We start from the raw sequence: 25,500 nt of genomic DNA, 5'->3' as shown, positions 1-25,500 counted from the left end.
TTGTCCCGCCAGGGGCACAGCTGGGTAGCCATGTCTGGCAGGGATAAGCGCTGAAAGCATCTAAGCGCGAAACCCGCCCCAAGATAAGGTTTCCCACCATCTGGAGGTTAGAGGTTAGAAGTTAGAGGTTGGAGAATCCAACTTCCAACATCCGGCCTCCAACCTCCAGATGGGTAAGATCCCTGGTAGACTACCAGGTAGATAGGCCGGAAGTGTAAGCCGGGTAACCGGTTGAGCTGACCGGTACTAATCGATCGAGGTCTTGACCTGAAATTGAATCCCCGCGCTATGCAGTTTTGAAGGAACAAAAACAGTTTAAGGTTCAACGTGCAACGTTCAACGTTGAACGGACCAGGAAACCAAGCTGTTTGAGTATTAATTTTGAACGTCAAAGTTTCCGGTGGCCATAGCGGAGGGGCAACACCCGTTCCCATTCCGAACACGGCAGTTAAGCCCTCCAGCGCCGATGGTACTGCCCTGGCGACGGGGCGGGAGAGTAGGTCGCCGCCGGAAAATAAATTAGCGATGCCCGGGTAACCGGGTATCGTTGTTTTTGGGGACCGGGAGGAAAAACATACGGCTGATTTTGAACTAAAGTGTTTTCTTGGTAGATCTATTCAGATTTAAGAGGGCACGCGGCTCCGGGAGAGGTTTCGAGAAGGTTCAGCTTGTTTATCGCTCCGAAAACAATGATCACGTCGCCAGGTAAAATTGTTTCGCTGATATCGGGATTGGCGATCGTGGTTCCGTTGCGGATGATGGCCAGGAGCTGGGAGCCGTAGTCTTCCTTGAGACGGGAATCGCGCACGAGTTTTCCGGCGAGGGGCGACTTTTCGTCAATCAGAATCTCTTCAAGCTTGTAATCCGGGTGGCGTCGTTCGAGAATGCTGTGAATGAAATCGACCGTTGCGGGTTTAACGGCAGCCAGCGCGAGCCGGGCGCCCCCGGCGATACCAACGGCAGTTACCCAGTCGGCGCCGGCACGCTTGAGGCGGGCAATGTTCTCGGGGCGGTCGGCCCGAGCGACAACGCGGATACGCGGATTTAAATCCTTTGCGGCCATGGTGATGAGGATGTTGGCCGAGTCGCTGGGAAGCGCCGAGATAATGCTGCGGGCCCGTTCTATCCCTGCGGCTTTGAGGATTTCATCTTCGGTGGCGTCACCGAGAATAACCAAGTAGCCGCGCTCTTTCATCAGCTCGACATAGTGTTCGTCGTGGTCTATTCCTACGATTGATGCGCCTTCGCGTTCAAGTTGTTTGATGGCCGCGGTTCCCGCACGACCGAGGCCGCAAACGATAACGTGGTTTTTGAGTTTGGCGATTTTGCGCTCCATCTGTTTTTCCCTCCAGAAATGGATCAGGTGGCCTTCGACCAGCGTAGCAACGAGAACGGAGAGTGCAAGCCAGACATAACCAACGCCGGTGAAGAGCAGAAAGATTATAATCATCTTACCTGCCGCGGTGACCGGGTAAATGTCGCCGTAACCGACGGTAGTAAGCGTAATAAGAATAAGGTAAAAGGAGTCGAAAAGGCTTAGTTTTTCGTAGTGAGCGAGAAGAAAAGTACAGACAAGACAGATAGCGCCCTGAATAATAGAGATAAAGAACAACAGGCGCAGGGCTACGGAAAAAGCCTTCCTGTTATTGTCTGGAAGCTTGTATCCCTTCGGTGCAGGCATGTTTTTACCTCTGCTATAGTTTCGGAGATCTTGGTGCCTCTTCCTTCTTGATTTCGGCAAAAACGCACAAAGTTTTAAGTCCTTCTTGGGCTGTTCCTACTTCCGGGGCTGTTGTGCGCTGCCTCTTGCCAAGCAACGCTTTTTAAACTATAATAAGGAGTGCACGCGGCAGTGGCGGAACGGCAGACGCGCTAGACTCAGGATCTAGTGGGGATTACCCCGTGGAGGTTCAAATCCTCTCTGCCGCACCATAAAAAAGAGCTCTGTGGGCCCTCCGGATCGCCGCCTACCAGAATAGGCGGGCGTTGCGGGGGGTTTATTTTTGGCGCTTTTCCGGCGGCGGTTAGCAAATTCCCGGTACGGGGTCTGGGCTTACAGGAATCTATCGTTTCGGCCGCGAAAGAATTAGTAGGGACGCACTTTCTTCAGGGGTTGGTTGCGGTGAGCTGTTACAGGCTTGCGGTGGATACCGGGGGGACTTTCACTGACTTCTGCCTCTTAGGGGACGACGGTACGGTGAGTGTTTTCAAGGTTCCTTCCACTCCGGATGATCCTTCGCGCGCGGTGGTTCGGGGGCTCGAAATTCTCAGGGAAAAGGGAATCGATTTGTCCCGGATCGCTCTTTTTCTTCACGGAACGACGGTGGCGACGAACGCCATTCTCGAGAAGAAAGGGGCGCGTTTAGCGCTGGTTACTACGAAAGGATTCCGGGATGTCATTTTCATCGGCCGGCAAAACCGGCCCCACCTTTACGACCAGTGGGTTACCCGCCCGCAGCCGCTCGTTTCAAGGGGTATGGTTTTCGAGGTCAACGAGCGGATGCTGGCGGACGGTTCGGTAATGGTTGCCCTTGAGGAAAAGGAGATTGCCGCGCTGGTAGCCCGACTGCGGGAAGTGCAAGTCGAAGCGGTCGCGGTGGTCTTTTTGCATTCCTATACCAACCCTGCACACGAATTGCTTTTTAAAAAGGAACTGGAACGGCGGCTGCCTCACCTTTCGGTCACCATCTCTTCAGAGATTGTCCCCGAATTCAGGGAGTACGAACGGACGAGTACTACGGTGGTCAACGCTTACGTACAACCGGTAGTAGCGCGGTACCTCACGAAGCTTGCCGCAAGTTTAAAGCAAGCGGGGGTAAAAGGCTTCTATGTTATGCAGTCGAGCGGCGGCGTTATTTCTCCAACGCAGGCGCAAAGGGAAAGCGTGCGGACGGTGCTGAGCGGACCGGCGGGTGGTGTCTTGGCCGGGGTGTACCTGGCACGGTTGACGGGCTTTAAGAACCTTATCACCGCCGATATGGGCGGCACCAGCATGGATGTCTCCCTTATTTGTGACGGGGAAGCGCGATACACCGACGAGGGAATGATCGGCGGTTACCCTTTGCGGTTGCCTATGGTTGCGGTGCATACGGTCGGGGCGGGCGGCGGCAGCATTGCCTGGGTGGACCCCGGCGGCGCCTTGCGCGTTGGCCCCCGGAGTGCCGGCGCGGTACCGGGGCCGGCCTGTTACGGGTTGGGCGGGGCAGAGCCTACCGTGACGGACGCCAATCTGGTCTTGGGGCGGCTCGGGGCGGCGGATTTTGCTGGTGGGAAGGAGCTGCGCCGGGAGCTGGCGGAGCGCGCAATTGCCGAAAAGGTCGGCGGACCTCTGGGGTTAGGGGTTCAAGAGGCAGCTGCGGGCATTGTCCGCGTGGTAAATGCGAATATGGTGCGGGCGATGCGGGTCGTTTCGGTGGCGAAAGGCTATGACCCGCGGGACTTTGTTCTCGTTGCTTTCGGCGGCGCGGGACCGCTGCATGCGGTGGAGCTTGCCCGGGAATTAGGCATCCGCCGCGTCTTGGTGCCGCCCTTTCCCGGGATTACCTCTGCCTGGGGGATGCTTGCGGCTGATTTTCGCCGGGATTATACGCTCACCTGGGTAAAAGAGCTACGGCCGGGAATGGAGGCGGAACTGGCGGAACTCGCAGGCAAACTCACCCGGCGGGGGCGGGAGGATCTCCTCCGGGAGGGATTTGCGGCCCAGGATATCACGCTTGCGCCCTTGATCGATCTCCGTTACAAGGGGCAGTCCGCCGCGTTGACTCTCCCCTTGCCCGATCCGGCGGTGCCGGATTTTGCGGGCGCCCTTACCCGTTCCTTTCACGGGTTGCACATCCAGTTTTACGGCTACGCGCGGGAAGAGGCGCCGGTTGAGGTGGTGGCGCTGCGGTTAGTGGCGACGGGGCGATTGCCGTCCCTGAAACCGCCGGCGCGGCAGGGCGTATCACCACCTGCACCCTGTGGGGCGAGAAGGGTTTATTTTGCGGCGGAGCAGGTGACGGTGCCTGTTTACCGCCGGAGTGAGGTTGGTGCTGGCTGGGCGGTGGAGGGGCCGGCGGTCATCACCCAGGCCGATTCCACCACCCTGTTGTGGCCGGGCGACCGCGCTTACGGGGACGAATGGGGGAACATCATCATCGAAACGGGGGATGCTGATTGGAGATCGACCCGGTAACGCTCGAGGTCCTGCGGAACGCGCTGCAAGCGATAGCTGAGGAAATGGGGGTCACCCTAACCCGGACGGCGTTGTCACCCAACATCAAGGACCGGCGGGACTGCTCCACGGCTATCTATACGGCGCGCGGGGAGCTTGTGGCTCAGGCGGAGCATATCCCGCTCCACCTGGGGCTGATGCCCACCGTAGTAAAAAAGACGCTGGAGTTTTATCCTCCCGAGACGCTCAGGCCAGGCGATACGATTATCATCAACGACCCCTACATCAGCGGCTCGCACCTGCCGGACATCTGTCTGATTTCGCCCGTCTTTATGGGGGAAGAGTTGCTGGGCATTGTGGCCAATCTTGCCCACCACGTGGACGTAGGCGGGATGGTTCCTGGAAGTATGGCGACGACCGCCACTGAGATTTTTCAGGAGGGTATCCGCATCCCTCCGGTCAAGCTCTCGCAGGGCGGGAAGCTCAACGAAGAGTTGCTGCGCGTGCTGGCGCAAAACGTTCGGAACGCTGCTACCTTTTGGGGGGACATTCAGGCCCAGATAGCCGCGAATACGGTGGGTGCCAGGAGGCTTGCGGAACTGGCGGCGCGCGTTGGCGGCGCGGAATTAAAGCGCTACCTGCGGGCGGTTATTGACTATGCGGCGCGGCGCTTCCGCAAGGCCTTGAAAGAGTTGCCGCCGGGGATTTATACCTTTACCGATTATCTTGAGGGCGACGGCCTGACCGCCGACCCGATAAGGATTACGGCTACAGTCACGATCGGGGAGGAGGGCCTCAAAGTCGATTTCACGGGGACGAGTCCCCAGGTGAGAGGGCCAGTTAACGCTACCCGGGGCGTCACCCTGGCCTGCGTTTATTACGCGGTGAAGGCCGTCTGTGATCCTGAGTTGCCGGCGAGCGAAGGGATTGCCTACCCGCTCACGGTGATTACGCCGCCAGGGACCTTAGTAAACCCTACGTTTCCCGCTCCCGTAGCCCACGCGAACATCAACACGGCGCAGCGGATCGCCGACGTGGTGTTCGGTGCTTTGGCCCAGGCTGTACCGGAGCGGGTGGCTGCGGCAGGAACCGGGAGTATGTCCAACTTCGCTATCGGCGGTCTGGATAGTAGGGGGCGCTACTATTCCTACATCGAGACTTACGGCGGTGGGCAGGGGGGTAAGTGCGGCCAAGACGGAATGGATGGCGTTCACGTGAATATGACCAATACATTGAACACTCCCGTTGAGGTTATCGAGATGGAGTACCCGCTCCTGGTGGCGCGGTACGGTCTGGTCCCCGATTCTGGAGGCCCTGGCGAGTACCGGGGCGGCTGCGGGCTTTGCCGCGAGATTACGCTGTTGCGGGAAGCTACTGTTTCGGTAAGCACGGAGCGTAGTTCGTTTACCCCCTGGGGCTTGGCCGGAGGTTTGCCGGGCAGAAATTCCCGTTGCCTGCTTAAACGTCCCGGCTGCGACTGGGAAGTGATGCCGGGGAAATTTACCCTGACGGTGCCTGCCGGGACGACGGTTATTTTAGAAACGGCAGGTGGCGGTGGCTTTGGTGACCCGCGCGCCCGCGCTCCGGAAGCGGTGCGGCGGGATGTGAAGAATGGCCTTGTGTCGCGTGAGGCGGCCCTTGCGGACTACGGCGTGGTTTTGAACGAAGACTGCGAAATCGATTGGATAGCAACGCAGGCAAAACGGCGCGAAACTAAAAGGCTTCCCTGAGTGCCGGGAAGCCCTTGAATTCCTATTCTTATATCCGGCGGGCCGTAGAAACGGGTAAAACCTGGTCCGGGGACCTATCCCGGGAGCGCCCTAGCCAAGAAGCCGCAACCGATCAGAGCACCGACGCCGAGGATGGCCAGGATCAGGAGCGCCACCTCCCAGCCGCCCATCGGACCCTTCCCCATCTGGCCGGTTAGCTGGCCACTTTCATCTTTCAGGAGTCGCAAGAGCGTCTGCCGCATCGCTTTCACCTCCTTCCCCTTGGTCCGGTTGCTTTGGAGAACCATTTGCGTTTCGCGGTCTGTGAGTTTATTTTAGCAAACAATTTGCCGTCGGGCTATAGTTTAACCGGATAATCTCAATAACGGCCCCGTGCTGAAGACAACTCTTGCTGCCCGGGGGTTTTTATCTTAGAATAATTTTGTATACCTAAAAACACTAAATTTTGCCCGATTTGGAGAGGAGCTGAGTTTATTAGTGGAGACGAAAATTTTGCTTACGGAGAAGGAGCTGCCCACCGCCTGGTACAACATTCAGGCCGACATGCCTAATCTTCCCAAGCCGCCTTTGCATCCGGCAACTAAACGGCCGGTCGGGCCGGAAGATCTGGCGCCCATTTTCCCGCTGGAGCTGATTAAACAGGAGGTCACCCGGGAGCGCTGGGTGCCCATTCCGGAAGAAGTGCTCGCGATTTACCGGTTGTGGCGTCCCAGCCCGCTTTTTCGGGCCCGGCGGTTAGAGCAGGTACTTCAAACGCCGGCACGGATATATTACAAATATGAAGGTGTAAGCCCGGCCGGCAGCCATAAACTGAACACGGCGGTACCTCAGGCCTACTTCAACAAGCAGGCAGGGATAAAACGCTTGGCGACCGAGACGGGGGCGGGTCAGTGGGGTAGTGCGCTTTCGATGGCCTGCAACTTTTTCGGCATGGAATGTACCGTTTACATGGTCAAGGTAAGTTACCACCAGAAGCCTTACCGGCGGATCTTGATGCAGGTTTTCGGGGCGGAAGTTCTGGCGAGCCCGACTGACAGGACGCAGTCGGGCCGGGCGATCTTGTCGCAGGACCCCGATTCGCCGGGAAGCCTGGGGATCGCCATCAGCGAGGCGGTCGAGGATGCCGCCACGCACGGCGATACGAACTATTCGCTCGGGAGCGTTTTGAATCATGTGCTGCTCCACCAGACCGTAATCGGGCTGGAGGCCAAGGCCCAGATGGAGAAGGCCGGGGATTATCCGGACGTGGTTATCGGCTGTGTTGGGGGCGGCTCGAACTATCCGGGTCTGGCTTTCCCCTTTTTGCAGGACCGGTTCGCCGGGAAGGCGCAGAGCCGTTTTATCGCTGTTGAGCCGTCGGCCTGTCCGACACTCACCAGGGGACTTCATACTTACGATTTCGGTGACGTAGCGGGATTAACGCCGCTCCTCTATATGTATACTCTCGGCAAGGATTTTATGCCGCCGGCAATTCACGCCGGCGGGCTGCGCTACCACGGGGACGCGCCGCTTTTGTGCCAGTTGGTGGCGGATGGTTTCATAGAGGCGCGGGCTTACGGCCAGCGTCAGGTTTTCGAGGCGGCGGTCCAATTTGCGCAGGCAGAGGGTATCGTTCCCGCTCCCGAGTCGGCGCACGCCATCAAGTGCGCCATCGACGAAGCGCTGGCGGCCAGGGAAGCGGGCGAAGCGCGGGTTATCCTCTTTAACCTGAGCGGTCACGGCCATTTCGACTTAGCGGCCTATGATGCTTATCTTGCGGGAGAACTGCAAGATTACGCTTTACCGGAAGAAGAACTGCAGCGCTCGTTGGCGCGGCTGCCGAAGGTGGAGTAGAGATGCATTTACGCGGGACACAGCGGATTAACGCGGCAGGGGAACTCGAGATAGGCGGTATCAGTGCGGTGGCGCTGGCCCAGAAGTTTGGGACGCCGCTTTATGTGGTAGATGAAGCCCTTTTTCGGGAAAATTGCCGGCGGTACCGCGAGGCCTTCGGCCCGGACAACCGGGTTGTTTATGCAGGTAAAGCCCTTCTCTGCACCGCGATCTGCCGGCTGGTCGAGGAAGAGGGGCTTTACCTCGATGTATCCTCTGGTGGCGAACTTTATACGGCACTTGCGGCTGGCTTCCCACCGGGGCGCATCTATTTCCACGGTAACAATAAAGCGCCGGATGAAATCCGGCAAGGGCTCGAAGCCGGTGTGGGCCGGTTCGTGGTGGATAACCTTTATGAACTGACCCTGCTCGACCGCCTGGCTGGTGATGCGGGACGGCGGCAGGAGATTCTGCTGCGCCTTACGCCCGGCATCGAGGCGCACACCCACCAGTACATCCGCACGGGCCAGATCGACTCCAAATTCGGTCTGCCGATCGCCACAGGGCAAGCGCTGGCGGGCATCCGGCAGGCGCTTGAGTCTCCTAATTTGAAGCTGGTGGGCTTACACTGTCATATTGGCTCCCAGATCTTCGATTTGGAGCCTTTCCGGGAGGCAGCCCGGGTGATGCTCGGGTTCGCCGGGGAAGTCCGGGAAGCCACGGGTTGGGTTATAGAGGAGCTTGATCTTGGCGGCGGGCTGGGTATTTACTACGTGTCTGGTGACGACCCGCCGGCCATCGAAGCGTACGCAGCGGCGATCCTCGAAACGGTGCGGGAGGCGGTTCGGGAACGCGGGCTGCCTCTGCCGCGGGTTGTTGTGGAACCGGGGCGGTCGATAGCGGGGCCGGCGGGGATAACGCTCTACACCGTGGGTGGGGTCAAGGAAATTCCAGGCGTGCGGCTTTACGTCATGGTGGATGGCGGAATGAACGACAATATCCGCCCGGCACTTTACCAGGCCCGCTACGAAGCGGCACTGGCCAACCGGATGCGGGAGGAGCCGGCGACGCCCGTCACCGTTGCCGGAAAGTGCTGCGAGTCGGGTGACATCCTCATCCACAACGTTCATCTGCCCTATCCTGTGCCGGGGGATATCCTCGCCGTGCCAGCGACTGGCGCTTACAATTACGCGATGTCCATGAACTATAACCGTTTACCTCGCCCGGCGATGGTTCTGGTCGGTGACGGCCGGGCGGAGGTGATTGTGGCCCGGGAAAGTTTTGCCGATCTTACCCGTAACGACCGGATTCCAGAACGTTTATGGAAGTAATAACCACCCACCTGCTAACTGATTTTGACGGCCTGGCGGCGATGGTAGCGGCTAAAAAGCTTTACCCGGGAGCGTCGCTCGTTCTGCCCGGGAAAGCCAGTTGCGCTGTCGAGGATTTTTTGGCCTTGCATAAGGACGCCCTGCTGATAGAGGACGCGAAGAATATCAACTTAGGCAGGGTTAGGCGCCTGATCCTCGTTGATACCAGGAACCCGCGGCGGATTGGCTTTTTAAACGCTCTCGTTGAGCGGGCGGACGTCGAGATACACATTTACGACCACCACCCGGCCCACGAGGACGATGTGCGGGGGACGCTTGAGGTGGTTGAACCCATAGGGGCGACCACGACCCTGCTAGTGGAAAGGATTCGGGAGGCGGGGATAGAGCTTTCCCCTTTTGAAGCGACGGTTCTGGCGCTGGGAATATACGAAGATACCGGGAGCCTGCTCTACCCAAGCACCACCTGTCGGGATGCGGCGGCGGCCGGGTTTCTTTTGTCCTGCGGTGCAAACCTCTCGGTGGTAGCGAACTTCCTCGAGCGGCCGCTCGCGGCGGAGCAACAGGAGCTGCTTAAGGAACTTATCTTGAATGCGGAACGCCACCTGGTCAACGGCCTCAAGGTGCTCGTTACGTGGGCACGGAGCGAGGAGTTTTTCGACGGGCTGGCCATTCTGACGCATAAGTTAGTAGAGATCGAACAGCTTGACGTTGTTTTTACCATTGTGGAAATGGTCGACCGGGTTTACGTTACCGGGCGCTCCGGTCTTCCCGAGGTCGATGTGCGGGCTGTTTTGCAGCACTTTGGCGGCGGCGGGCACCCGGCGGCGGCAGCGGCGGTGGTAAAGCGGGTAACGGTGGAACAGGTCAAGGAGAGGCTTCTCGCGCGGCTCAGCGAGTCGGTGCGGGCACCGCTCACGGTGGCCGAGATCATGAGTTCCCCCGTTAAAACCGTATCTCCGGAAACGACCATCGCTGAGGCCGGACAGGTGATGCTGCGCTACGGTCATAGCGGCTTGCCGGTCGTTCGGGAGGACCAGCTGGTTGGCATTTTGTCCCGCCGGGACATTGAAAAGGCCCAGCGGCATAACCTCACCCACGCCCCCGTGAAGGCTTTCATGAGCCACCAGGTCGTCACGGTGGAGCCTTACCTGCCGGTGAGTGATGCCCAGACCTTGATGATTGAGCATAATATCGGCAGGCTTCCCGTTGTTGAAGGGGGACGGCTCGTTGGTATCGTCTCCCGTACCGATATCTTGCGCACGCTGCATCCCGATTTTAAACCCCAGTTTCGCCTGCTCTATGCGCCGGCGTCGCCCTCGGCGGGGAAGCGGAATGTCGCCGCGCTTTTGCGGGCAGGCGTGACCGCCCCGGCGTTAAGCATTTTGGAGCGCCTGGGCGCGAGGGCCCGGGAAAGCGGGAGGGCGGCCTTTTTAGCGGGGGAAACGGTGCGCGACCTCCTTCTGGGCTTCAGGCCGCGGGAATTAAAAGTGGTGGTAGAAGGTGATGCGGCGGCGCTTGCTGCGACGGTGGCGACAGAGGCGAAACTGCGGCTAAAACAGACGGCGCGGCAGGGCGGGGCTGTTCTCCTGCTGGCCGACGGTTGCCGGTGCTACGTGCGCGAGGCCCGGCCCGGTTTCTTCGAGTACGCCCTCGGCATCCAGGTAAACAACCGGTCTTTGCACCAGGAGCTCTACCGGCAGGACTTTACTATTGACGCTCTGGCGGTAGAACTCGCCCCGGAACGCTTTGGGGAGGTTATCGATTATTTTGGCGGGCGGGAGGACCTAAAGTTTGGCTTGGTGCGCGTCCTTCATAACCGCAGCTTCGCCGAAGAACCGCTCCGGGTGTTGCGGGCGGTGTGGCTGTCGGAGCGCTTCAATTTCCAGATCGAGCGCCAGACCCTGAAACTTCTTCGGGAGGCGGTGCGCGACGGTCTTTTGGAGCGGGTTGCGCCGCCGGACTTCTGGCGGGTAGTGCGGTCTTGCCTGGAGGACGAGAGGGCTTCGCGGTTTTTAGGGCGCTGCGCTGAACTCGGCATTTGGCCTTACATCTTTCCGGTGGCGAGTCATTGGGAAGTGGAGCCGGTGCTCACCTACCTGCCGCAGGCTCTAAAAACGCTCGAATCGTGGGGGATAGTCTTAAAGTCGCGGTGGCTCGCCTACTTCATCACCGCTGTCCACTGGACCAACATACCTTCCGCGCAGGCGCTCTGCGAGCGGTACCGTTTTGGCCGGCATACGACGGCTAAAGTAGTGGCTGCGGTATCCCGGTGGCAGGAGCTCTTAGGAAAACTTACGGCACGCGGCCAGGTGGACCTGGTTGCCCTGGCTAAAGCGATGCTTGACCTGCCGCGTGAGGCCTACCCGCTCCTTTACGTTTTGCTGAGCGAAGAGGGATACCAGGAGCGGTTCCGGGAGGTTCTGGCCGCCATCTGGTTTAATAAACCGCGGCTGACTGGTAAGGATATTAAGGAAATGGGTGCACCGCCACAAGAGGAGTAGGTTTTGGCGCTCTAGATATGGTTGGGGCCGGGCACAAAACGGGGGAAATGGCCGCCGGCGAAAATAGTCTGACGGTATATTCTCAGAGGAGAGGAAGCATTGTTTAATCTGCCTTCGGCTTACGAAATTATCCTGCTCACTCCGGCGGTGGTAGTGGGGCTGACGGTGCACGAGTTTGCTCACGGCTGGGTGGCGGATAGGTGCGGCGATCCTACGGCGCGCTATGCCGGGCGTCTGACGCTGAATCCCTTAAAACACGTAGACCCGGTCGGGCTTTTGCTCCTTTATCTTGCGGGTTTCGGTTGGGCACGGCCGGTGCCGGTAAATCCGTATAATTTCCGGGACCGCCGGCAGGGGTTGCTGCTTGTTTCGCTTGCCGGGCCGGTAGCGAACCTTGGTATCGCCTTGCTTGCGGCGGTCCTCCTGGGATTGTCAGGGATGGGGAACCCTACCCTCAACGATCTCTTGCGGGTGATGATCTGGATTAATGTGGTGCTTGCGGTTTTCAATCTGCTCCCTGTGCCGCCGCTCGACGGCTCAAAGGTATTGGCGGCGCTTGTGCCCGGGCGGCAGGAGTGGCTTTACTGGCTGGAGCAATACGGGATAATAATTCTCGTGGTGCTTGTTTTTAGCGGTGTCATCGGTCTTCTCCTGAAGGTCGTAATCACGCCGCTTGCCGGTTTGTTTCTTAACCTTGCCTATGGGCTGGCCGCCCTTACGCGCTAAAGTAAAGGGGGAAAGTTCTTTTGCGTATTTTAAGCGGTATGCGTCCTACAGGGCGCCTGCATTTGGGACACCTGAGCGTGCTTGAAAATTGGCTGCGGCTTCAGGCGGCGAACGAGTGCTTCTTTTTTGTTGCTGACTGGCACGCGCTAACCACCGAATACGAAAAACCGCAGATGATTAGAGAATTTGCGCGCGAAATGGTAGCCGACTGGCTGGCGGTGGGCATTGACCCGGAAAAGAGCGTGGTCTTCATCCAGTCCCGGGTGCCGCACCATGCGGAGCTGCACCTGATCTTTTCGATGTTCACGCCCTTATCCTGGCTGGAGCGGGTGCCAACCTACAAGGACCAGGTGCGCAAACTGGCCGAATTAGGGAAAGACATCACCACTTACGGCTTTTTAGGTTACCCGCTTCTTCAGGCGGCCGACATCCTCATCTACCTGGCGGAAGGGGTGCCCGTGGGGGAGGACCAACTCCCCCATATTGAGCTCTGCCGTGAGGTGGCCCGGCGCTTCAATTTCTTGTACGCTCCCGTTTTCCCGGAGCCGCAGGGCATTTTGGCGGAGATCAAGCTGGTTCCCGGAATCGATGGGCAAAAGATGAGCAAGAGCTACCACAACGAGATTCCGCTCACCGCCTCGGCCGAGGAGATCGGCAGGCTGGTCAACCGGATGGTAACCGACCCGGCCCGCATCCACAAAGACGATCCCGGCCACCCCGAGGTCTGCACCGTCTTCAAGTACCACGAGATTTACAACCAGGTGGAGGTTGCCGAAATAGAAGCCGCCTGCCGGGCGGGCCGGATCGGCTGCGTCGGCTGCAAGAAAAAGCTGGCAGCTATCCTCGACGGCGTCCTGGGGCCTGTTCGGGAGCGACGCGCGGCGCTCGTCACGCGGAACGGGTATATCGAAGAGGTGCTGCACGCCGGGTGCGAGAGGGCGCGCCGGGTGGCGGGGGAGACACTCGACCGTGTCCGGGCGGCGCTCAACATGTAAAGCCTCTATTTTACAAGCGGAGCTGGTGTTGCGTTCTGCTCTGGTTGCTGATCGCCCTGGGCGTTGCGGGGCTGATGCTGCTCCTCGTCTTCGGGCGGCTCTCTCTTAAACTGGCGTACGAACGGGAGGGGGCTGATGACCGTTTGTTTTTCGAGGCTACAGCCTTCTGGGGACTCTACCGCTACCGGTTGCAGGTGCCGGCTGTTGCGGTGGAGCGCACCGGGGAGAGCGGTGCCGGTCTGCGCTGGCGGGAAATCCGGGGCGCGCGCGCCGGCGGGCAAGAAGAGCGGTTTGCGCGGCTGACGGCGGTTTACCGCTTGCTGTGCCGCTGCTGGCGCTTTTTTGTGCGCCACCGGCGGGCGGTCCTTTACCTGTGGGACTGCCTTCGGGTGACGCGGCTCGAGTGGCGAACCGTTATCGGCACCGGTGACCCGGCGACTACCGGGGTGGCTGCCGGGGTGCTCTGGGGCGCTAAAGGTTGCTTGGTGGGGCGCTTTGGCAGGCGGCTCAAATCACCGGCGGCCATTTTGGTTGCGCCCGCTTATCTCACTCCGGCCCTTAAAATTTCCTTTAATATGGCGGCTTATTTAGAGTTACGGCACTTGATCGGGGCCGCTTTTCTTCTCTTGCGTTCGCAGGGGCATCAAGACACCTGACTGCTCTTTCGCCCAGAGCAACCTATCCGGAAGGGTGGTGCGCGGTGAGGATCGAGAGCTACCGGTTCGGGGAGATCATCATCGACGGGAAACGGTACACCAGTGACGTGCTCATCCTGCCCGACAGGGTTCTTTCTTGGTGGCGCAAGCAGGGCCATGCGGTGACGGTGGCTGACCTGGCGGAGGCCGTCGCGGCCCGGCCCGAAATGATCATTTTAGGAACCGGGGCGTACGGGGTGGTCCGGGTAGCTCCGGAAGTAGAGAAATTTTTGGCTGCCAAGGGTATCCAGCTGATTGTTGCGCCCACTGGTGAGGCCTGCCAGAAGTATAACGTGTTCGCCGGAAAACACCGGGTAGTGGCTGGCCTGCACCTTACCTGTTAGTGCTTTTTATCCTCTTCCGCCACCGTAGAGGTGCGCGCTCTCTCACTTTCTTCCTTGTAAATCCCTTGTTTTAAAGAAAACCTTCCTTATTGCTCCGCTCGCCGGGTTTCTTTTCCAGGGACGAGTTAAGTTTGCGAACAATCGCCCGAATTAAATTTTTGAGGAAATCTGTGCCCAATAAAATTTGCAGCGAAACAGGGGTGTTTCCTTAATGTTCAGTGAGGAAGAAAGAGGCGAGCTGCTGAAGGAGTTTCTGTCCGAAAGCCGGGAACTGTTAGATGAAGTCGAGCCGCAGATTATCGCGATGGAAAAAGAGGCGGAGGCTACGGGGGAGATTGACCAGGAAATCCTCAACGCGATCTTCCGCCTTTTCCACTCGCTGAAGGGCTCGGCCTCCTTTCTCGACCTCCCCACGATTGTAAAGGTGACTCACGAGGCGGAAACGCTGCTCGATATCTTCCGCAAGGGGCGGGCGCGGGTGGAGCCCCAGCACGTCGATCTCCTCTGCCGCACCAGCGACTTCATCCGGAACATCCTGGACCGGGTTGAGCAGGAGTTGACCGACGCCGGTTTCGAGGACGCTGCGGCGACAATCATCGCGGACCTGCAGGAGACGATCCGCGCCGTTACGACGGTCGAGGCGCCCGACGCAGCAGCGGGCACGGTGGAGGAACCGGTGGCAAGCGAAGAATCAGCTGCGGCCCCGGAAGCAAGTGAATCCTTTGTCATTAGCCCGGAGATGTGGAAACGTTTCGCTGACGAGAACCTATCGCTCTGCGATGAGGCGGAAGCTGCGCTTCTATCCTTAGAAAAGGAACCGGGAAACCTCGATTACGCCCGCCAGGCCTTCCGTGCGGTGCACAGCGTCAAGGGCAACGCCGGCTTTTTCGGCTGCGAGGATATTGAGCGGGTGGCGCACCACGCGGAGGCTGTTCTCGACGCGATCAGGGAGGGAGAGAAGGATGCCGACTCCGTTACCGTCTCCTTTCTTTTGATTGCCGTCGACGCCCTGCGGGAAGGGCTGCGGCAGGTCGCGAGCGGCATGGTCCTCGACATTCCGGGCAAGGAAGACCTGATCAGGTATCTGGAGAATATGGTCCAGAAGACTGAGGGGGCGCCGGCCGCGGGAGGGGAGGCTGCACCGGCGCCGCCACGATCGGTAAGCGTTACTGGACCGCCGGAGCGTCGTGGTCCGCAGGAAGGGACGGCTACCCGGCAGGCGGCTGGGGAACCACGGAGGCCAAAGCAGGCTGCGCCGGGAGAGCAACCCCTGCCTGCAGGGGAAAAGGTTTCGTCTCCTCCGCAGCAGCAGGCTCCCGTCGGCGGGCAGCAGGCCGGCTCCGTGGTCCAGCAGGCAATCCGCATCGATATCGAGAAGCTCGATAAGCTCCTTGACTTGGTAGGGGAGTTAGTGATCGCGGAGGCGATGGTGGCCAACAACCCTGATTTGGCCGGGCTGCAGCTCGAGCGCTTCGAGAAGGCCATCCTGCGGCTCGACAAGATCACCCGGGAGATTCAGGAAGTGGCGATGTCGATGCGGATGATCCCGCTCGCCGGGACCTTCCGCAAGATGGTCCGTCTGGTGCGGGATTTGGCGCAGAAGGCTAACAAGAAGGTTGAGTTGGAGATCATCGGCGAGGAAACCGAAGTTGATAAGACCATCATCGAGCAGATAGCCGACCCGCTGGTGCACATGATCCGCAACGCCGTGGACCACGGCCTTGAAACTGCGGAGGAACGGCGGGCAGCCGGGAAACCGGAAGCTGGCCGGATTACCCTGGAGGCGAAGCATTCCGCGGGAGAAGTCTGGATCATCGTGACGGACGACGGGCGGGGGCTCGACCGGGAGAAGATCTGGCGCAAGGCCCTGGAAAAAGGGCTTGTCTCTGAAGACCGGGTGCTTAAAGACGAGGAGGTCTACCGCCTCATTTTTGAGCCCGGTTTTTCGACCGCAGAGCAGGTTACCAGCATCTCCGGGCGGGGTGTCGGGATGGACGTAGTCAAGCGCAACATCGAAAAACTGCGGGGCAAGGTGGACATCCGCACCCGGCCCGGGCAGGGGACCGCCTTCATCATCCGCATTCCGCTGACCCTGGCGATTATCGAGGGGATGGTGGTAAGCGTAGGTGCCAACCGCTACATTATCCCCATCAGCTCGATTAAGGAATCGTTTCAGCCGAAGGCCGACCAGGTGACCCACACGCCCGACGGCCTTGAAGTGGTCCGTATCCGGCAGGAGCTTTTGCCGGTCATCAGGCTGCACGAGGCTTACCGGATTAAACCACGCTCCGATCAGCTCACGGACGGCATCCTCATCGTAGTAGAGAACGACCAGCGGAAGTACTGCCTCTTTGTGGATGAGTTAGTCGGCCAGCAGCAGATCGTGATCAAGGGGCTTTCAAGCTACTTAGGGCGCGTGCGGGGCGTTTCCGGATGCGCGATTTTGGGCGACGGTGATATCAGTATGATCTTAGATATCGCCGACCTGGTGCATTCTGTGGAGGGGATGCTGAGTTAGACAAAACAAGGGCGGCGCATTTCGGTTAAGGGAGGGTTGCTGGATGTAAAGTTATGAGAAGATTGAGCTCTTGTCGGAACAAAACAGGAAGATTTTAGGGGGGCTGTGCATGTTCGGGAAAATGAAACTGGCCACCAAAATAACCGTAGCTTTGGCGATGGCGACCCTGATCACTTTACTGGTGGGGCTTCTCGGCTTGAGGGGCATGGCGGTGACGATGAAAAACTACGACCGGACGGCGGAGGTGACGCTGCCGGGCACCCAGGCGTTACTCACCATCCGGGAGCTTCAGATGGACATCTTAAGAGCGGAACGGGCGCTGCTGGTTCCTGGTATCACCGGCGCCCAGCGGGATGCCGAACTCAAGGCGGTGGCGGCGGCGTGGCGGGAAATAGAGGAAAGTTGGCAGAAGTACGCATCTCTGCCGAAGAGCGAGGCCGAGCAGGCACGCTGGGAAAAGTTTACCGCCGCCTGGGAAGCCTGGCGGCAAGAGCACACGGAGTTTATCCGGTTGGCCGAGGAATACGCTCGGACCGGGGATAAAGGCTTCTATGATAGGATGCAGGCCGTGGCTTTGGGGCGGGAAGCAGATGCGGCCGCCACGGCAGAGACGCTACTCGGGGAACTGGTGCAGCTTACCGCGCGCCAAGCTGAGGAAGACATGAAGGTTGCCGACCGGACGCAGGCGGTGGCGGAGAGGACGGTCATCGGCGCCATTGTTCTGGGCGTTCTGCTGGTGGTTGTAATGGGGGCCTTCTTTGCCCGAAATATCAACGGGATTATTGGTGGACTCCTCGGCGAAACGAGGCACCTGGTAGACGCGGCAGTGAGTGGCCGGCTCAACGTCCGGGGAGACGCAGACAAGATCGATTGGGAGTTTAGGGGCATCATTAAAGGGATTAATAATGTCATCGATGCGGTAATGCGGCCGATTAACGAGGCCGCGGCAGTGCTCAAGGAGGTCGCTACAGGCAATCTCACGGTGGCGGTAACTGGTGACTACCAAGGTGACCACGCCGTCATCAAGAACGCCGTTAATACGGCCATTGAGGCGTTCAATGAGTTTTTGGGTCAGGCAGCCAACGCTGTCGAACAGGTGGCGAGCGGGGCGCAGCAGATCGCCGACACCAGCCAGGCGTTAGCGCAGGGCGCCACCGAATCGGCGAGTGCACTTGAGGAAAGCAACGCCTCCATGCAGCAGATTGCGGCCCAGACAAAGCTCAACGCAGACAACGCCAGCCAAGCCAACCGCCTGGCGCTGCAGGCGCGGGAGAGCGCGGAGCGGGGCAACGAGCAGATGGGCGGCATGGTTAGGGCGATGGGCGAGATCAACGAATCGGCGGCCAACATCTCGAAGATCATCAAGGCGATCGAGGAGATCGCCTTCCAGACGAACCTGCTGGCGCTTAACGCCGCCGTGGAGGCGGCCCGCGCGGGCAAGCACGGTAAGGGCTTCGCCGTAGTGGCCGAGGAGGTCCGGAACCTAGCGCAGCGGAGCGCTAAAGCGGCCAAGGAGACGGCGGAGCTGATCGAGGACTCGATCCGGAAGACGGAATTGGGAACGAAGATCGCCGAGGAGACGGCCAAAGCCCTCGAGGAGATCGTGCAGAACGTGACCAAGGTGACGGACCTGGTGGGCGAGGTAGCGTCGGCCTCGAAGGAGCAGGCGCTGGGCGTCGAGCAGGTGAGCGTCGGGCTCGGCCAGGTCGACCAAGTCACCCAGCAGAACACCGCCAGCACCGAAGAGTTGGCGGCGACGAGCCAGGAGCTTTCGGGGCAGGCCCAGTTGCTGCGGGAGATGCTGCGGCGGTTCAAGCTGAAGGACTGGCAGCAGGCGGGAGGCCGCGCTTACGGGACCGCGCTTCAGACACACCGCCGGGCCGTGCCGGCACCCGGCGCAGCCAAGCTTGAAGCGGCGGCTTCCGGGCAGAAGGAGCGGCCGGAAGAAGCTATTGCGCTGGACGATACGGATTTCGGCAAGTTTTAGGTAATTGGTGCGAAAGGGGGCGCTCTTAGCCGGAAGCTTGGCCTCCTTTTCGCCCCTGGTCTTTTCCCCGGCGAAGGATGTGGGACCATGGAGCAAAACTTGACGCTGACCGACGAAGAATTGCGACTCATCAGCGATCTAGTGCGCGCCAAGTGCGGGATCAACCTGACCGCGCAGAAGCGCAACCTCGTCATCGCGCGCCTGCAGCAGGAGCTGCGGGCGGGTGGTTTCGGGAGTTTCCGGGAGTATTACGAGTATGTTCTGCAGGATCCAACCGGGCGGGCCCTTTTACGCCTTGTGGACCGGATTTCCACGAATCACACCTTCTTTTTCCGGGAGAAAGAACACCTCGACTTCTTCAAGAACACGGTGTTGCCCCAGATCTGCCGGACCATTACGCAGAAAGGGGGGCGGGAGATCAGGGTTTGGTCGGCGGGCTGCGCGTCGGGCGAGGAGCCTTACAGCCTGGCGATGGTTCTGAGCGACTATTTCGGGGACGATTTAAGGAATTTCGACGTGGGCATTTTAGCTACCGACATCTCCGTGACTGCTTTGGAGAAAGCAAAGGCCGGAATCTACAGCAAAGAAGAAATTGTAAGAGTGCCGCCCCTTTACCGGCAGCGCTACTTTGTGCCGCTCACCGACGGGCGGTGGGCGGTGCGGGAGGAGTTAAGGCAACTGGTACTCTTCCGGCGCCTGAACCTGATCCGCAGCGACTATCCTTTCAAAGGGCGCTTTCACGCCATTTTCTGCCGGAACGTGATGATCTACTTCGACCCGCTCACCCAGCGGGCACTCTTACAGCGTTTTCACAAGTATACCGAGCCGGGCGGCTATCTTTTCGTGGGGCACGCGGAAGCTATCGACCGGTCGCTTGGCCTTTGGCGGTTCGTGAACCCCTCGGTTTACCAGAAGGTTTGCGGACTGGGAGAATAGTCTTTTACCGGGGTGACGCTGGTGCAGAAGAAGGTTAAGGTTTTGGTGGTGGACGACTCGGCCCTGGTCAGGGATATCCTGGCGCAGGGACTGGCGCAGGACCCGGAGATCGAGGTCGTCGGGGTGGCGGCCGATCCCTACCAGGCCCGGGATAAGATCGTCAAGCTCAAGCCGGATGTCCTCACCCTGGACATCGAAATGCCGCGGATGGACGGGATCGAGTTTTTAAAGCGGCTTATGCCCCAGTACCCCCTGCCGGTGGTGGTGGTGAGCGCGCTGACCCAAAAAGGCGGGGCGCTCACGATGCAGGCCCTCGAGGCGGGCGCGGTCGAAGTCGTAACCAAACCGAGCGTGGACATCGCGCGGGGCCTGGGCGCGATGATGGCCGAACTCCGCAGGAAGGTAAAGATCGCGGCGGCTACCAACGTGCGCGCTTGGAAGGTGAACCGGGCGGCGCCGGTCAATCCAATTAAAGTCGATAGCAAGGCGCTGGCCGAGTCGACGGACAAAGTAATCGCCATCGGCGCGTCTACCGGGGGAACGGAAGCAATCCGCCGGATTGTCCGGGTTTTACCGGCCACCACGCCGGGGGTGGTCGTGGTGCAACATATGCCGCCCGGCTTCACAAGGCACTTTGCCGAAAGCCTGGACAGAGTCAGCGCTATGGAGGTGGTGGAGGCGAAAACGGGCGACCGGGTAATGCCCGGCCGGGTGCTCATCGCTCCGGGAGACAGGCACATGCGCGTGCGCCGGTCTGGCGGCATCTACCTGGTTGATTGCGAGCCGGGGCCAAGGGTCAACGGCCATTGCCCTTCAGTCGACGTTCTCTTTGAGTCGGTGGCTAAATACGTGGGGCCAAACGCTATCGGGGTAATTTTGACGGGCATGGGAAGCGACGGCGCGAACGGGATGGTGGCGATGCGGCAGGCCGGGGCGCGGACGATCGCGCAGGATGAGGCTACCGCGGTCGTTTACGGGATGCCCAAAGTCGCCTACGAACGCGGCGGCGCGGAGCTTGTCCTGCCCCTTGGCGAGATCGCGGGAGCGATTCTTAACCTCTTAAATGGTAGAAGATGAGCACATAAAGGAGGGAGACCGATGGCGCTTAACGAAAGACTGGAAGCTGAGCTACTCGAAGACGAGGACGAGAACGAGGATACGCAGGAAGACAAGTTTCTCACCTTTGTTCTTGCCGACGAGGAGTACGGGATCGAGATCCGCTACGTGACGGAGATCATCGGGATGCAGAAGATCACCGAAGTCCCCGATGTGCCGCCCTATATCCGGGGCGTCATCAACCTGCGCGGCAAGGTGATCCCGGTGATGGATGTCCGGCTACGTTTCGGCCTTCCGGAGCGTCCTTACGACGAGCGGACCTGCATCGTGGTGATCAACGTTGCCGAGCAGGCGGTCGGGCTCATTGTCGACCGAGTGTCGGAAGTGTTAGACATCCCGAAGAGCGAGATCGAACCGCCGCCGCAGGTAAAAAAGGGTAGCGGCAGCCGCTTCATCGAGGGATTGGGAAAGGTCGGAGATACGGTGAAGATCCTGCTGAACGCGGGAAAACTGCTCTTCGACGAAGGGGGGAGTAACTAATGAAAGGCGGCAAGGGATCGGCAGGGGAATTTGCGATCTTCGATCTTCTCCCGGAGCCAGTAGTAGCTGTGGATGCGGATCTTAAGGTGACTTACGCTAACGGCGCCTTCCTCGCGCTGGTGGGCAGGACGGCGAAACAGGTGAAGGGCACCCCGGTAACCTCCCTGCTCGGGACGGAGGACGGCCAGGTGGAGGACGCCTTCAGCACCACGAGCGGGGCAAAGGTCACTATTCACACAACGGTCAACAGGAAGCAGCTCTATCTCGAATGCGCTACCGCGCCTCTCCCCGGTGCGGAAGAAGGCGCCGGTGGGGTTGTTGGGATCATCAGGGATAAGACGGACCTGGCTCTGGTTACCGGGGCGATCCGGGATCTTGCGGCAAAGGTGGAGGCCGGGGACCTCTTCGCGCGCGCTAATTTGAACGGCGAAGGCGGGGATTGTGCCGGCGTTATCGAAGATGTCAACCGGGTGGTCGCTACTCTTGTCGGTTATCTCAACGCAGTACCCGCGCCGGTGATGATTATCGACAAGGATTTTAGTATTCGCTTTATCAACCGGGCGGGAGCGGCCATCCTTGGCCTCAGCCCAGAGCAGTTGTGTGGCCAGAAGTGCTACAGCCACTTCAAAACTTCCGACTGCAACACGCCAAACTGCGCCTGCGCCCGCGCGATGGCGATGGGTAGCGTGCAGAAACACGAGACTGACGCTCGTCCCGCTGGCCAAGACCTCTTTATTCATTACACCGGCGCGCCGGTGCGGGACCGGGACGGGAAGATCATCGGTGCCGTCGAGATTGTGATGGATAAAACTGACGTTCGGAACGCCATCGAGGATGCCCGGGCAAAGGTTGATTACCTCAACAAGATCCCGACGACCGTTATGGTGGTGGATAAGGACTTCACCGTCCGCTTTATGAACCCTGCGGGGGCCGCTGCTGTCGGGCGCACGCCGGAAGCCTGCATCGGGGAGAAGTGCTACAACCTCTTCAACACGGGCCACTGCAACACGCCCGACTGCCGGGTGGCCAAAGCGATGCGACAGAACGGTGTCTTTACCGGTGATACGGTGGCCAAACTCCCTTCCGGCGAACTGCCTATCCGCTATACCGGTGCCCCGCTTAAAGACGAAAAAGGCAATATCATAGGGGCGCTTGAGTACGTGCTCGACATCAGCAAAGAGATGGAGATCACGAAGGAGATGCTGAGTCTGGCGGAGGCTGCCCTCGAGGGGAGACTCAGCGAGCGGGCCGACGCGGCCAAATTTGAGGGGAATTACCAGCGGATCGTCCAAGGCGTGAATGATATTCTCGATGCCGTCCTGAAACCGATTACCGAGGCCACAAAGTGCCTCGAAGAGATGGCGCGTGGCAATCTCGACGTGGCCGTAACCGGCGACTATAAGGGCGATCATGCGATCATCAAGAACGCGCTCAACACTACCATCGATTCCTTTAACGAGGTTTTAAGCGAAGTGGTAGCGGCAGTTGACCAGGTGGCGGGCGGTTCGCAGCAACTTGCGGCGACGAGCCAGCAGCTCTCCCAGGCCGCAACGGAAACCGCCGGGACGCTCGAGGAAACCACCGCTTCGATGCAGCAGATGGCGTCGCAGACAAAGCTTAACGCGGATAATGCCGCACAGGCCAACCAGCTGGCGACCCGCGCTAAGGAAAGCGCCGAAAACGGCAACCAGCAGATGGCCGAGATGGTCAGGGCAATGGGCGAGATCAACGAGGCGGCCACCAACATCTCGAAGATCATCAAGGCGATCGAGGAGATCGCCTTCCAGACGAACCTGTTAGCGCTGAACGCCGCCGTGGAGGCAGCCCGCGCGGGCAAGCACGGGAAGGGCTTCACTGTGGTGGCCGAGGAGGTCCGGAACCTAGCGCAGCGGAGCGCTAAAGCGGCCAAAGAAACCGCGGAGCTAATCGAAGATTCGATTAAGCGGACCGAAGTCGGCACCAGAATCGCAACGGAAACGGCGAAGGCGCTGGAGGAGATTGTGCTGAACGTGACGAAGGTAACCGACCTGGTAGGCGAAATTGCCTCGGCGTGTAAAGAACAGGCCATGGGCATCGAGCAGATCAGCCGGGGGCTCAGCCAGGTTGACCAGGCCACTCAGGAGAACACCGCAAGTGCGGAGGAGCTTGCTGCCACCAGCGAAGAGCTTTCCTCCCAGGCCCTGCACTTACAGCAGATGCTCGAGCGCTTCAAGCTCAAGAAGCGGCAAGAGCTCGTGGGAGCTTTAAAAGACTTGCCTGCAGGGCTGACGCCCGAGATTCTCGCGGCTTTGCAGAAATTCCTACGCAAGCAGGGCGCGGGTGAAGCCGCAACCCCGTCGCGGAACCGGTCGGGAAAGAGAACGGAGGCGAAAAGCGCGCAGAGGGTCAGACCGGAAAGCGTTATTGCTCTTGATGACCGCGAGTTCGGGAAGTTTTAGCACTTAGGCCCTTTAGGAGATATTGGAGGGAGGCGCGGCAGCCCGCCACCTATTGGCTATCCGCTCACGGAAGGTCGGCATCCGGACATCGGTGAGGGGCAACGACCACTTTGGGGCCTACCTTTTCCGGCTTCCCCGAAGATTAAATCGAAAATGGCAGGCCCGGCGTTGACGGGAACCGCAAGGTTCCCGTTGTTGTGTTATAGAGGAGCGTGGTAGCGGTTCTGGGACCGGATACCGACCCCAACGAGCGGCTGCACATCGAAGTCCGGCGGACGGAAGCACCGGTCAGGGTGCGCCTGTTGCGGCTAAAGGAGTTGCAGCCATTTCTCCGATGGCGAGCTATCTGAATAAGTTAGATACGGTGCTGTTGCAAAATCGTAGCACAATTGTATACAATAGCGGTGAGAAAACGTTGGTGGAGGTGCCAAAACTTAATGAAATTTATTTCTGTGCGTAACCTGCGGCTGAGGTCTGGGGAGATTTGGCGTCAACTGCAGCAGGAGAAGGAGATGGTGATCACTTTAAACGGCAGACCGGTGGCCATCCTGGCCGGTGTTGAAGGAGAAGACGTGATGGAATATTTGGCCACTTTGCGCCGCACCCGCGCGATGCTATCGGTCAATAAGATCCAGGAACGTGCACGGCAAACCGGTAAGGATAAGATAACAGCAGCCGAGATAGATAAAGAGATCCGGGCGGTACGGCGGAGCCGGACACGATGAGGATAGCGTTGGATACCAATGTGCTGGTTTCCGGCCTGCTAAAGGGCTATAGCACTGCCGGGATGATTGTCCGGTTGGTTGCCGGGGGACTGGTGCAAGTAGTCTATGATGCGCGCATCCTCACTGAGTACCGGGAAGTTTTGGCGCGCCCGAAATTTAGCTTCGAAGAGTCGCTTGTAAAGGCCATTCTCGTTCAAATCGAAGAAGAGGGAGTCCTGGTCACCACCGCGCCTCTGCCGGAAAGGCTCCCCGACCCGGATGACGAGCCGTTTCTGGAGGTGGCGCGCGCCGCCGGTGTCATTCTTGTTACCGGTAACAAGAAGCATTTTCCTCGAGTAGCGTGTGGACCGGTCAGGGTGATGAGCCCGACAGAATTTATTAGGTTTTGGCGGGAAAGCTGCGGCGGTTTATAAGCGGTTTATAAAAAGTTGTAGGCGCATATTTACTGTGCCGCTAGGTCATCTTAATGGAGAGGGAAGGTTGGCTAATGGGTGGGGGTGAGGCGTCTTTGGAGCACCCGATTGAGGGCCTGATGAAGACGGCGATGGAAAATATCCGGAGCATTGTCGATGTTAATACGGTGGTAGGCGATCCTGTAGAGACGCCGGACGGTACGGTGATCATTCCGGTTTCCCGGGTTACCTGTGGTTTTGCCGCGGGCGGGAGCGCCTTCCCCGGCGAGCAGGGTGGTCAGGCGGATGGGGAGTTGCCTTTCGGCGGGGGAAGTGGGGCTGGCGTTTCGGTCCAGCCGGTCGGTTTTCTGACGGTTAAAGGGGAAAATATCCGGCTGATTCCCGTTGAGGGAAACCACTTTGCGGAGCGCCTATTAGAGCTTACCCCCCAGGTACTAGAAAAGATCGAGGCGCTAAAGCAGCGAAAGGCCGGCCAGCAGTAGAAGTCCGGGGTTCAAGAATTTGTAGGGGAGCGGCTGCGCCCAATTGCGGGGAACGCTCCCCTTTGCTTTTCCCAGTGCGGCGTTGCGGTGCTGCTGTTTCTTTCTGGCAGTTACCTGC

Annotated in this window: 21 protein-coding genes, 1 tRNA gene and 2 rRNA genes; 22 read left to right on the top strand and 2 right to left on the bottom strand. The window is 59.4% G+C overall.

Annotation, left to right across the window (positions count from 1 at the left end; genetic code table 11):
• Window positions 1-270: ribosomal RNA gene (locus tag EDD75_RS03810) — 23S ribosomal RNA — on the top strand; the annotation flags it as partial.
• A 126-nt stretch (window positions 271-396) separates the two neighbouring features.
• Window positions 397-513, top strand: a 5S ribosomal RNA gene (gene rrf, locus EDD75_RS03805).
• A gap of 100 nt (window positions 514-613) precedes the next feature.
• Here the strand turns inward: rrf and EDD75_RS03800 are convergent.
• Complete coding sequence (locus tag EDD75_RS03800) at window positions 614-1,681, bottom strand: potassium channel family protein (RefSeq protein ID WP_123928235.1); 1,068 nt, start codon at window positions 1,679-1,681, stop codon at window positions 614-616.
• Window positions 1,682-1,846: 165 nt separating this feature from the next.
• Between EDD75_RS03800 and EDD75_RS03795 the strand changes: the two genes are divergently transcribed.
• The 3 genes from EDD75_RS03795 to EDD75_RS03785 all read left to right on the top strand — a co-directional run bounded on the left by EDD75_RS03795 (window position 1,847) and on the right by EDD75_RS03785 (window position 5,883).
• Window positions 1,847-1,932: transfer RNA gene (locus EDD75_RS03795), tRNA-Leu, on the top strand.
• Window positions 1,933-2,122: 190 nt separating this feature from the next.
• On the top strand, window positions 2,123-4,174 hold the full coding sequence (locus tag EDD75_RS03790; RefSeq protein WP_123928232.1) for a hydantoinase/oxoprolinase family protein: 2,052 nt from the start codon (window positions 2,123-2,125) through the stop codon (window positions 4,172-4,174).
• Entirely contained in the window at window positions 4,156-5,883 is a 1,728-nt protein-coding gene (locus EDD75_RS03785) for a hydantoinase B/oxoprolinase family protein (protein WP_123928229.1), read from the top strand. Before EDD75_RS03790 ends, EDD75_RS03785 begins: the two co-directional genes overlap by 19 nt.
• A gap of 74 nt (window positions 5,884-5,957) precedes the next feature.
• Here the strand turns inward: EDD75_RS03785 and EDD75_RS11160 are convergent, their stop codons facing one another.
• Window positions 5,958-6,125 (bottom strand): hypothetical protein, encoded by a 168-nt coding sequence (locus EDD75_RS11160; protein ID WP_170157694.1) that lies wholly within the window; start codon window positions 6,123-6,125, stop codon window positions 5,958-5,960.
• 235 nt (window positions 6,126-6,360) lie between these two features.
• On the opposite strand from EDD75_RS11160, the gene EDD75_RS03780 reads away from it, so the two are divergent.
• The 17 genes from EDD75_RS03780 (at window position 6,361) to ytfJ (ending at window position 25,382) form a co-directional block, all read left to right on the top strand.
• Window positions 6,361-7,716 carry a TrpB-like pyridoxal phosphate-dependent enzyme gene (locus EDD75_RS03780; RefSeq protein WP_123928226.1) on the top strand — a complete coding sequence of 452 codons (1,356 nt, stop codon included), beginning with the start codon at window positions 6,361-6,363 and terminating at the stop codon, window positions 7,714-7,716.
• Between the two features lie 2 nt (window positions 7,717-7,718).
• Window positions 7,719-9,026 carry a diaminopimelate decarboxylase gene (lysA, locus tag EDD75_RS03775; RefSeq protein ID WP_123928223.1) on the top strand — a complete coding sequence of 436 codons (1,308 nt, stop codon included), beginning with the start codon at window positions 7,719-7,721 and terminating at the stop codon, window positions 9,024-9,026.
• A complete protein-coding gene (locus tag EDD75_RS03770) occupies window positions 9,017-11,527 on the top strand; it encodes a CBS domain-containing protein (protein ID WP_123928220.1) in 2,511 nt (836 codons plus the stop codon). Before lysA ends, EDD75_RS03770 begins: the two co-directional genes overlap by 10 nt.
• 99 nt (window positions 11,528-11,626) lie before the next feature.
• Window positions 11,627-12,253, top strand: coding sequence for a site-2 protease family protein (locus EDD75_RS03765; protein ID WP_123928218.1), 627 nt, complete (start codon window positions 11,627-11,629; stop codon window positions 12,251-12,253).
• Window positions 12,254-12,273: 20 nt separating this feature from the next.
• Window positions 12,274-13,248 carry a tryptophan--tRNA ligase gene (trpS, locus tag EDD75_RS03760; protein WP_123928216.1) on the top strand — a complete coding sequence of 325 codons (975 nt, stop codon included), beginning with the start codon at window positions 12,274-12,276 and terminating at the stop codon, window positions 13,246-13,248.
• A gap of 44 nt (window positions 13,249-13,292) precedes the next feature.
• Window positions 13,293-13,904: a DUF2953 domain-containing protein gene (locus EDD75_RS03755; RefSeq protein WP_123928212.1), complete on the top strand. Its 612-nt coding sequence runs from the start codon at window positions 13,293-13,295 to the stop codon at window positions 13,902-13,904.
• 44 nt (window positions 13,905-13,948) lie between these two features.
• Window positions 13,949-14,287: an Mth938-like domain-containing protein gene (locus tag EDD75_RS03750; RefSeq protein WP_170157693.1), complete on the top strand. Its 339-nt coding sequence runs from the start codon at window positions 13,949-13,951 to the stop codon at window positions 14,285-14,287.
• Window positions 14,288-14,498: 211 nt separating this feature from the next.
• The gene (locus EDD75_RS03745; protein WP_123928205.1) at window positions 14,499-16,805 is read left to right on the top strand and encodes a chemotaxis protein CheA; all 2,307 of its coding nucleotides are present in this window, start codon (window positions 14,499-14,501) and stop codon (window positions 16,803-16,805) included.
• A gap of 109 nt (window positions 16,806-16,914) precedes the next feature.
• A complete protein-coding gene (locus EDD75_RS03740; protein WP_211328064.1) occupies window positions 16,915-18,792 on the top strand; it encodes a HAMP domain-containing methyl-accepting chemotaxis protein in 1,878 nt (625 codons plus the stop codon).
• Between the two features lie 87 nt (window positions 18,793-18,879).
• The gene (locus tag EDD75_RS03735) at window positions 18,880-19,728 is read left to right on the top strand and encodes a CheR family methyltransferase (RefSeq protein ID WP_123928202.1); all 849 of its coding nucleotides are present in this window, start codon (window positions 18,880-18,882) and stop codon (window positions 19,726-19,728) included.
• Window positions 19,729-19,749: 21 nt separating this feature from the next.
• Window positions 19,750-20,805, top strand: coding sequence for a protein-glutamate methylesterase/protein-glutamine glutaminase (locus EDD75_RS03730; protein ID WP_211328063.1), 1,056 nt, complete (start codon window positions 19,750-19,752; stop codon window positions 20,803-20,805).
• Window positions 20,806-20,826: 21 nt separating this feature from the next.
• The gene (locus EDD75_RS03725; RefSeq protein WP_123928199.1) at window positions 20,827-21,324 is read left to right on the top strand and encodes a chemotaxis protein CheW; all 498 of its coding nucleotides are present in this window, start codon (window positions 20,827-20,829) and stop codon (window positions 21,322-21,324) included.
• Window positions 21,324-23,762 carry a methyl-accepting chemotaxis protein gene (locus tag EDD75_RS03720; protein ID WP_123928197.1) on the top strand — a complete coding sequence of 813 codons (2,439 nt, stop codon included), beginning with the start codon at window positions 21,324-21,326 and terminating at the stop codon, window positions 23,760-23,762. Before EDD75_RS03725 ends, EDD75_RS03720 begins: the two co-directional genes overlap by 1 nt.
• A 212-nt stretch (window positions 23,763-23,974) precedes the next feature.
• Window positions 23,975-24,112 carry a hypothetical protein gene (locus EDD75_RS11155; protein WP_170157692.1) on the top strand — a complete coding sequence of 46 codons (138 nt, stop codon included), beginning with the start codon at window positions 23,975-23,977 and terminating at the stop codon, window positions 24,110-24,112.
• Between the two features lie 87 nt (window positions 24,113-24,199).
• Entirely contained in the window at window positions 24,200-24,487 is a 288-nt protein-coding gene (locus EDD75_RS03715; RefSeq protein ID WP_123928194.1) for a type II toxin-antitoxin system Phd/YefM family antitoxin, read from the top strand.
• Window positions 24,484-24,900 (top strand): putative toxin-antitoxin system toxin component, PIN family, encoded by a 417-nt coding sequence (locus EDD75_RS03710; RefSeq protein ID WP_123928191.1) that lies wholly within the window; start codon window positions 24,484-24,486, stop codon window positions 24,898-24,900. Before EDD75_RS03715 ends, EDD75_RS03710 begins: the two co-directional genes overlap by 4 nt.
• Window positions 24,901-24,974: 74 nt before the next feature.
• The gene (gene ytfJ / locus EDD75_RS03705; RefSeq protein WP_211328062.1) at window positions 24,975-25,382 is read left to right on the top strand and encodes a GerW family sporulation protein; all 408 of its coding nucleotides are present in this window, start codon (window positions 24,975-24,977) and stop codon (window positions 25,380-25,382) included.
• Window positions 25,383-25,500: the final 118 nt, after the last annotated feature.

The organism is Thermodesulfitimonas autotrophica (assembly GCF_003815015.1).
In the GTDB taxonomy this organism is placed as follows: Bacteria; Bacillota; Desulfotomaculia; order Desulfotomaculales; family Ammonificaceae; genus Thermodesulfitimonas; species Thermodesulfitimonas autotrophica.
Note: the sequence above shows the minus strand (reverse complement) of the source record. Positions and strands in the feature narration are given on the sequence as shown.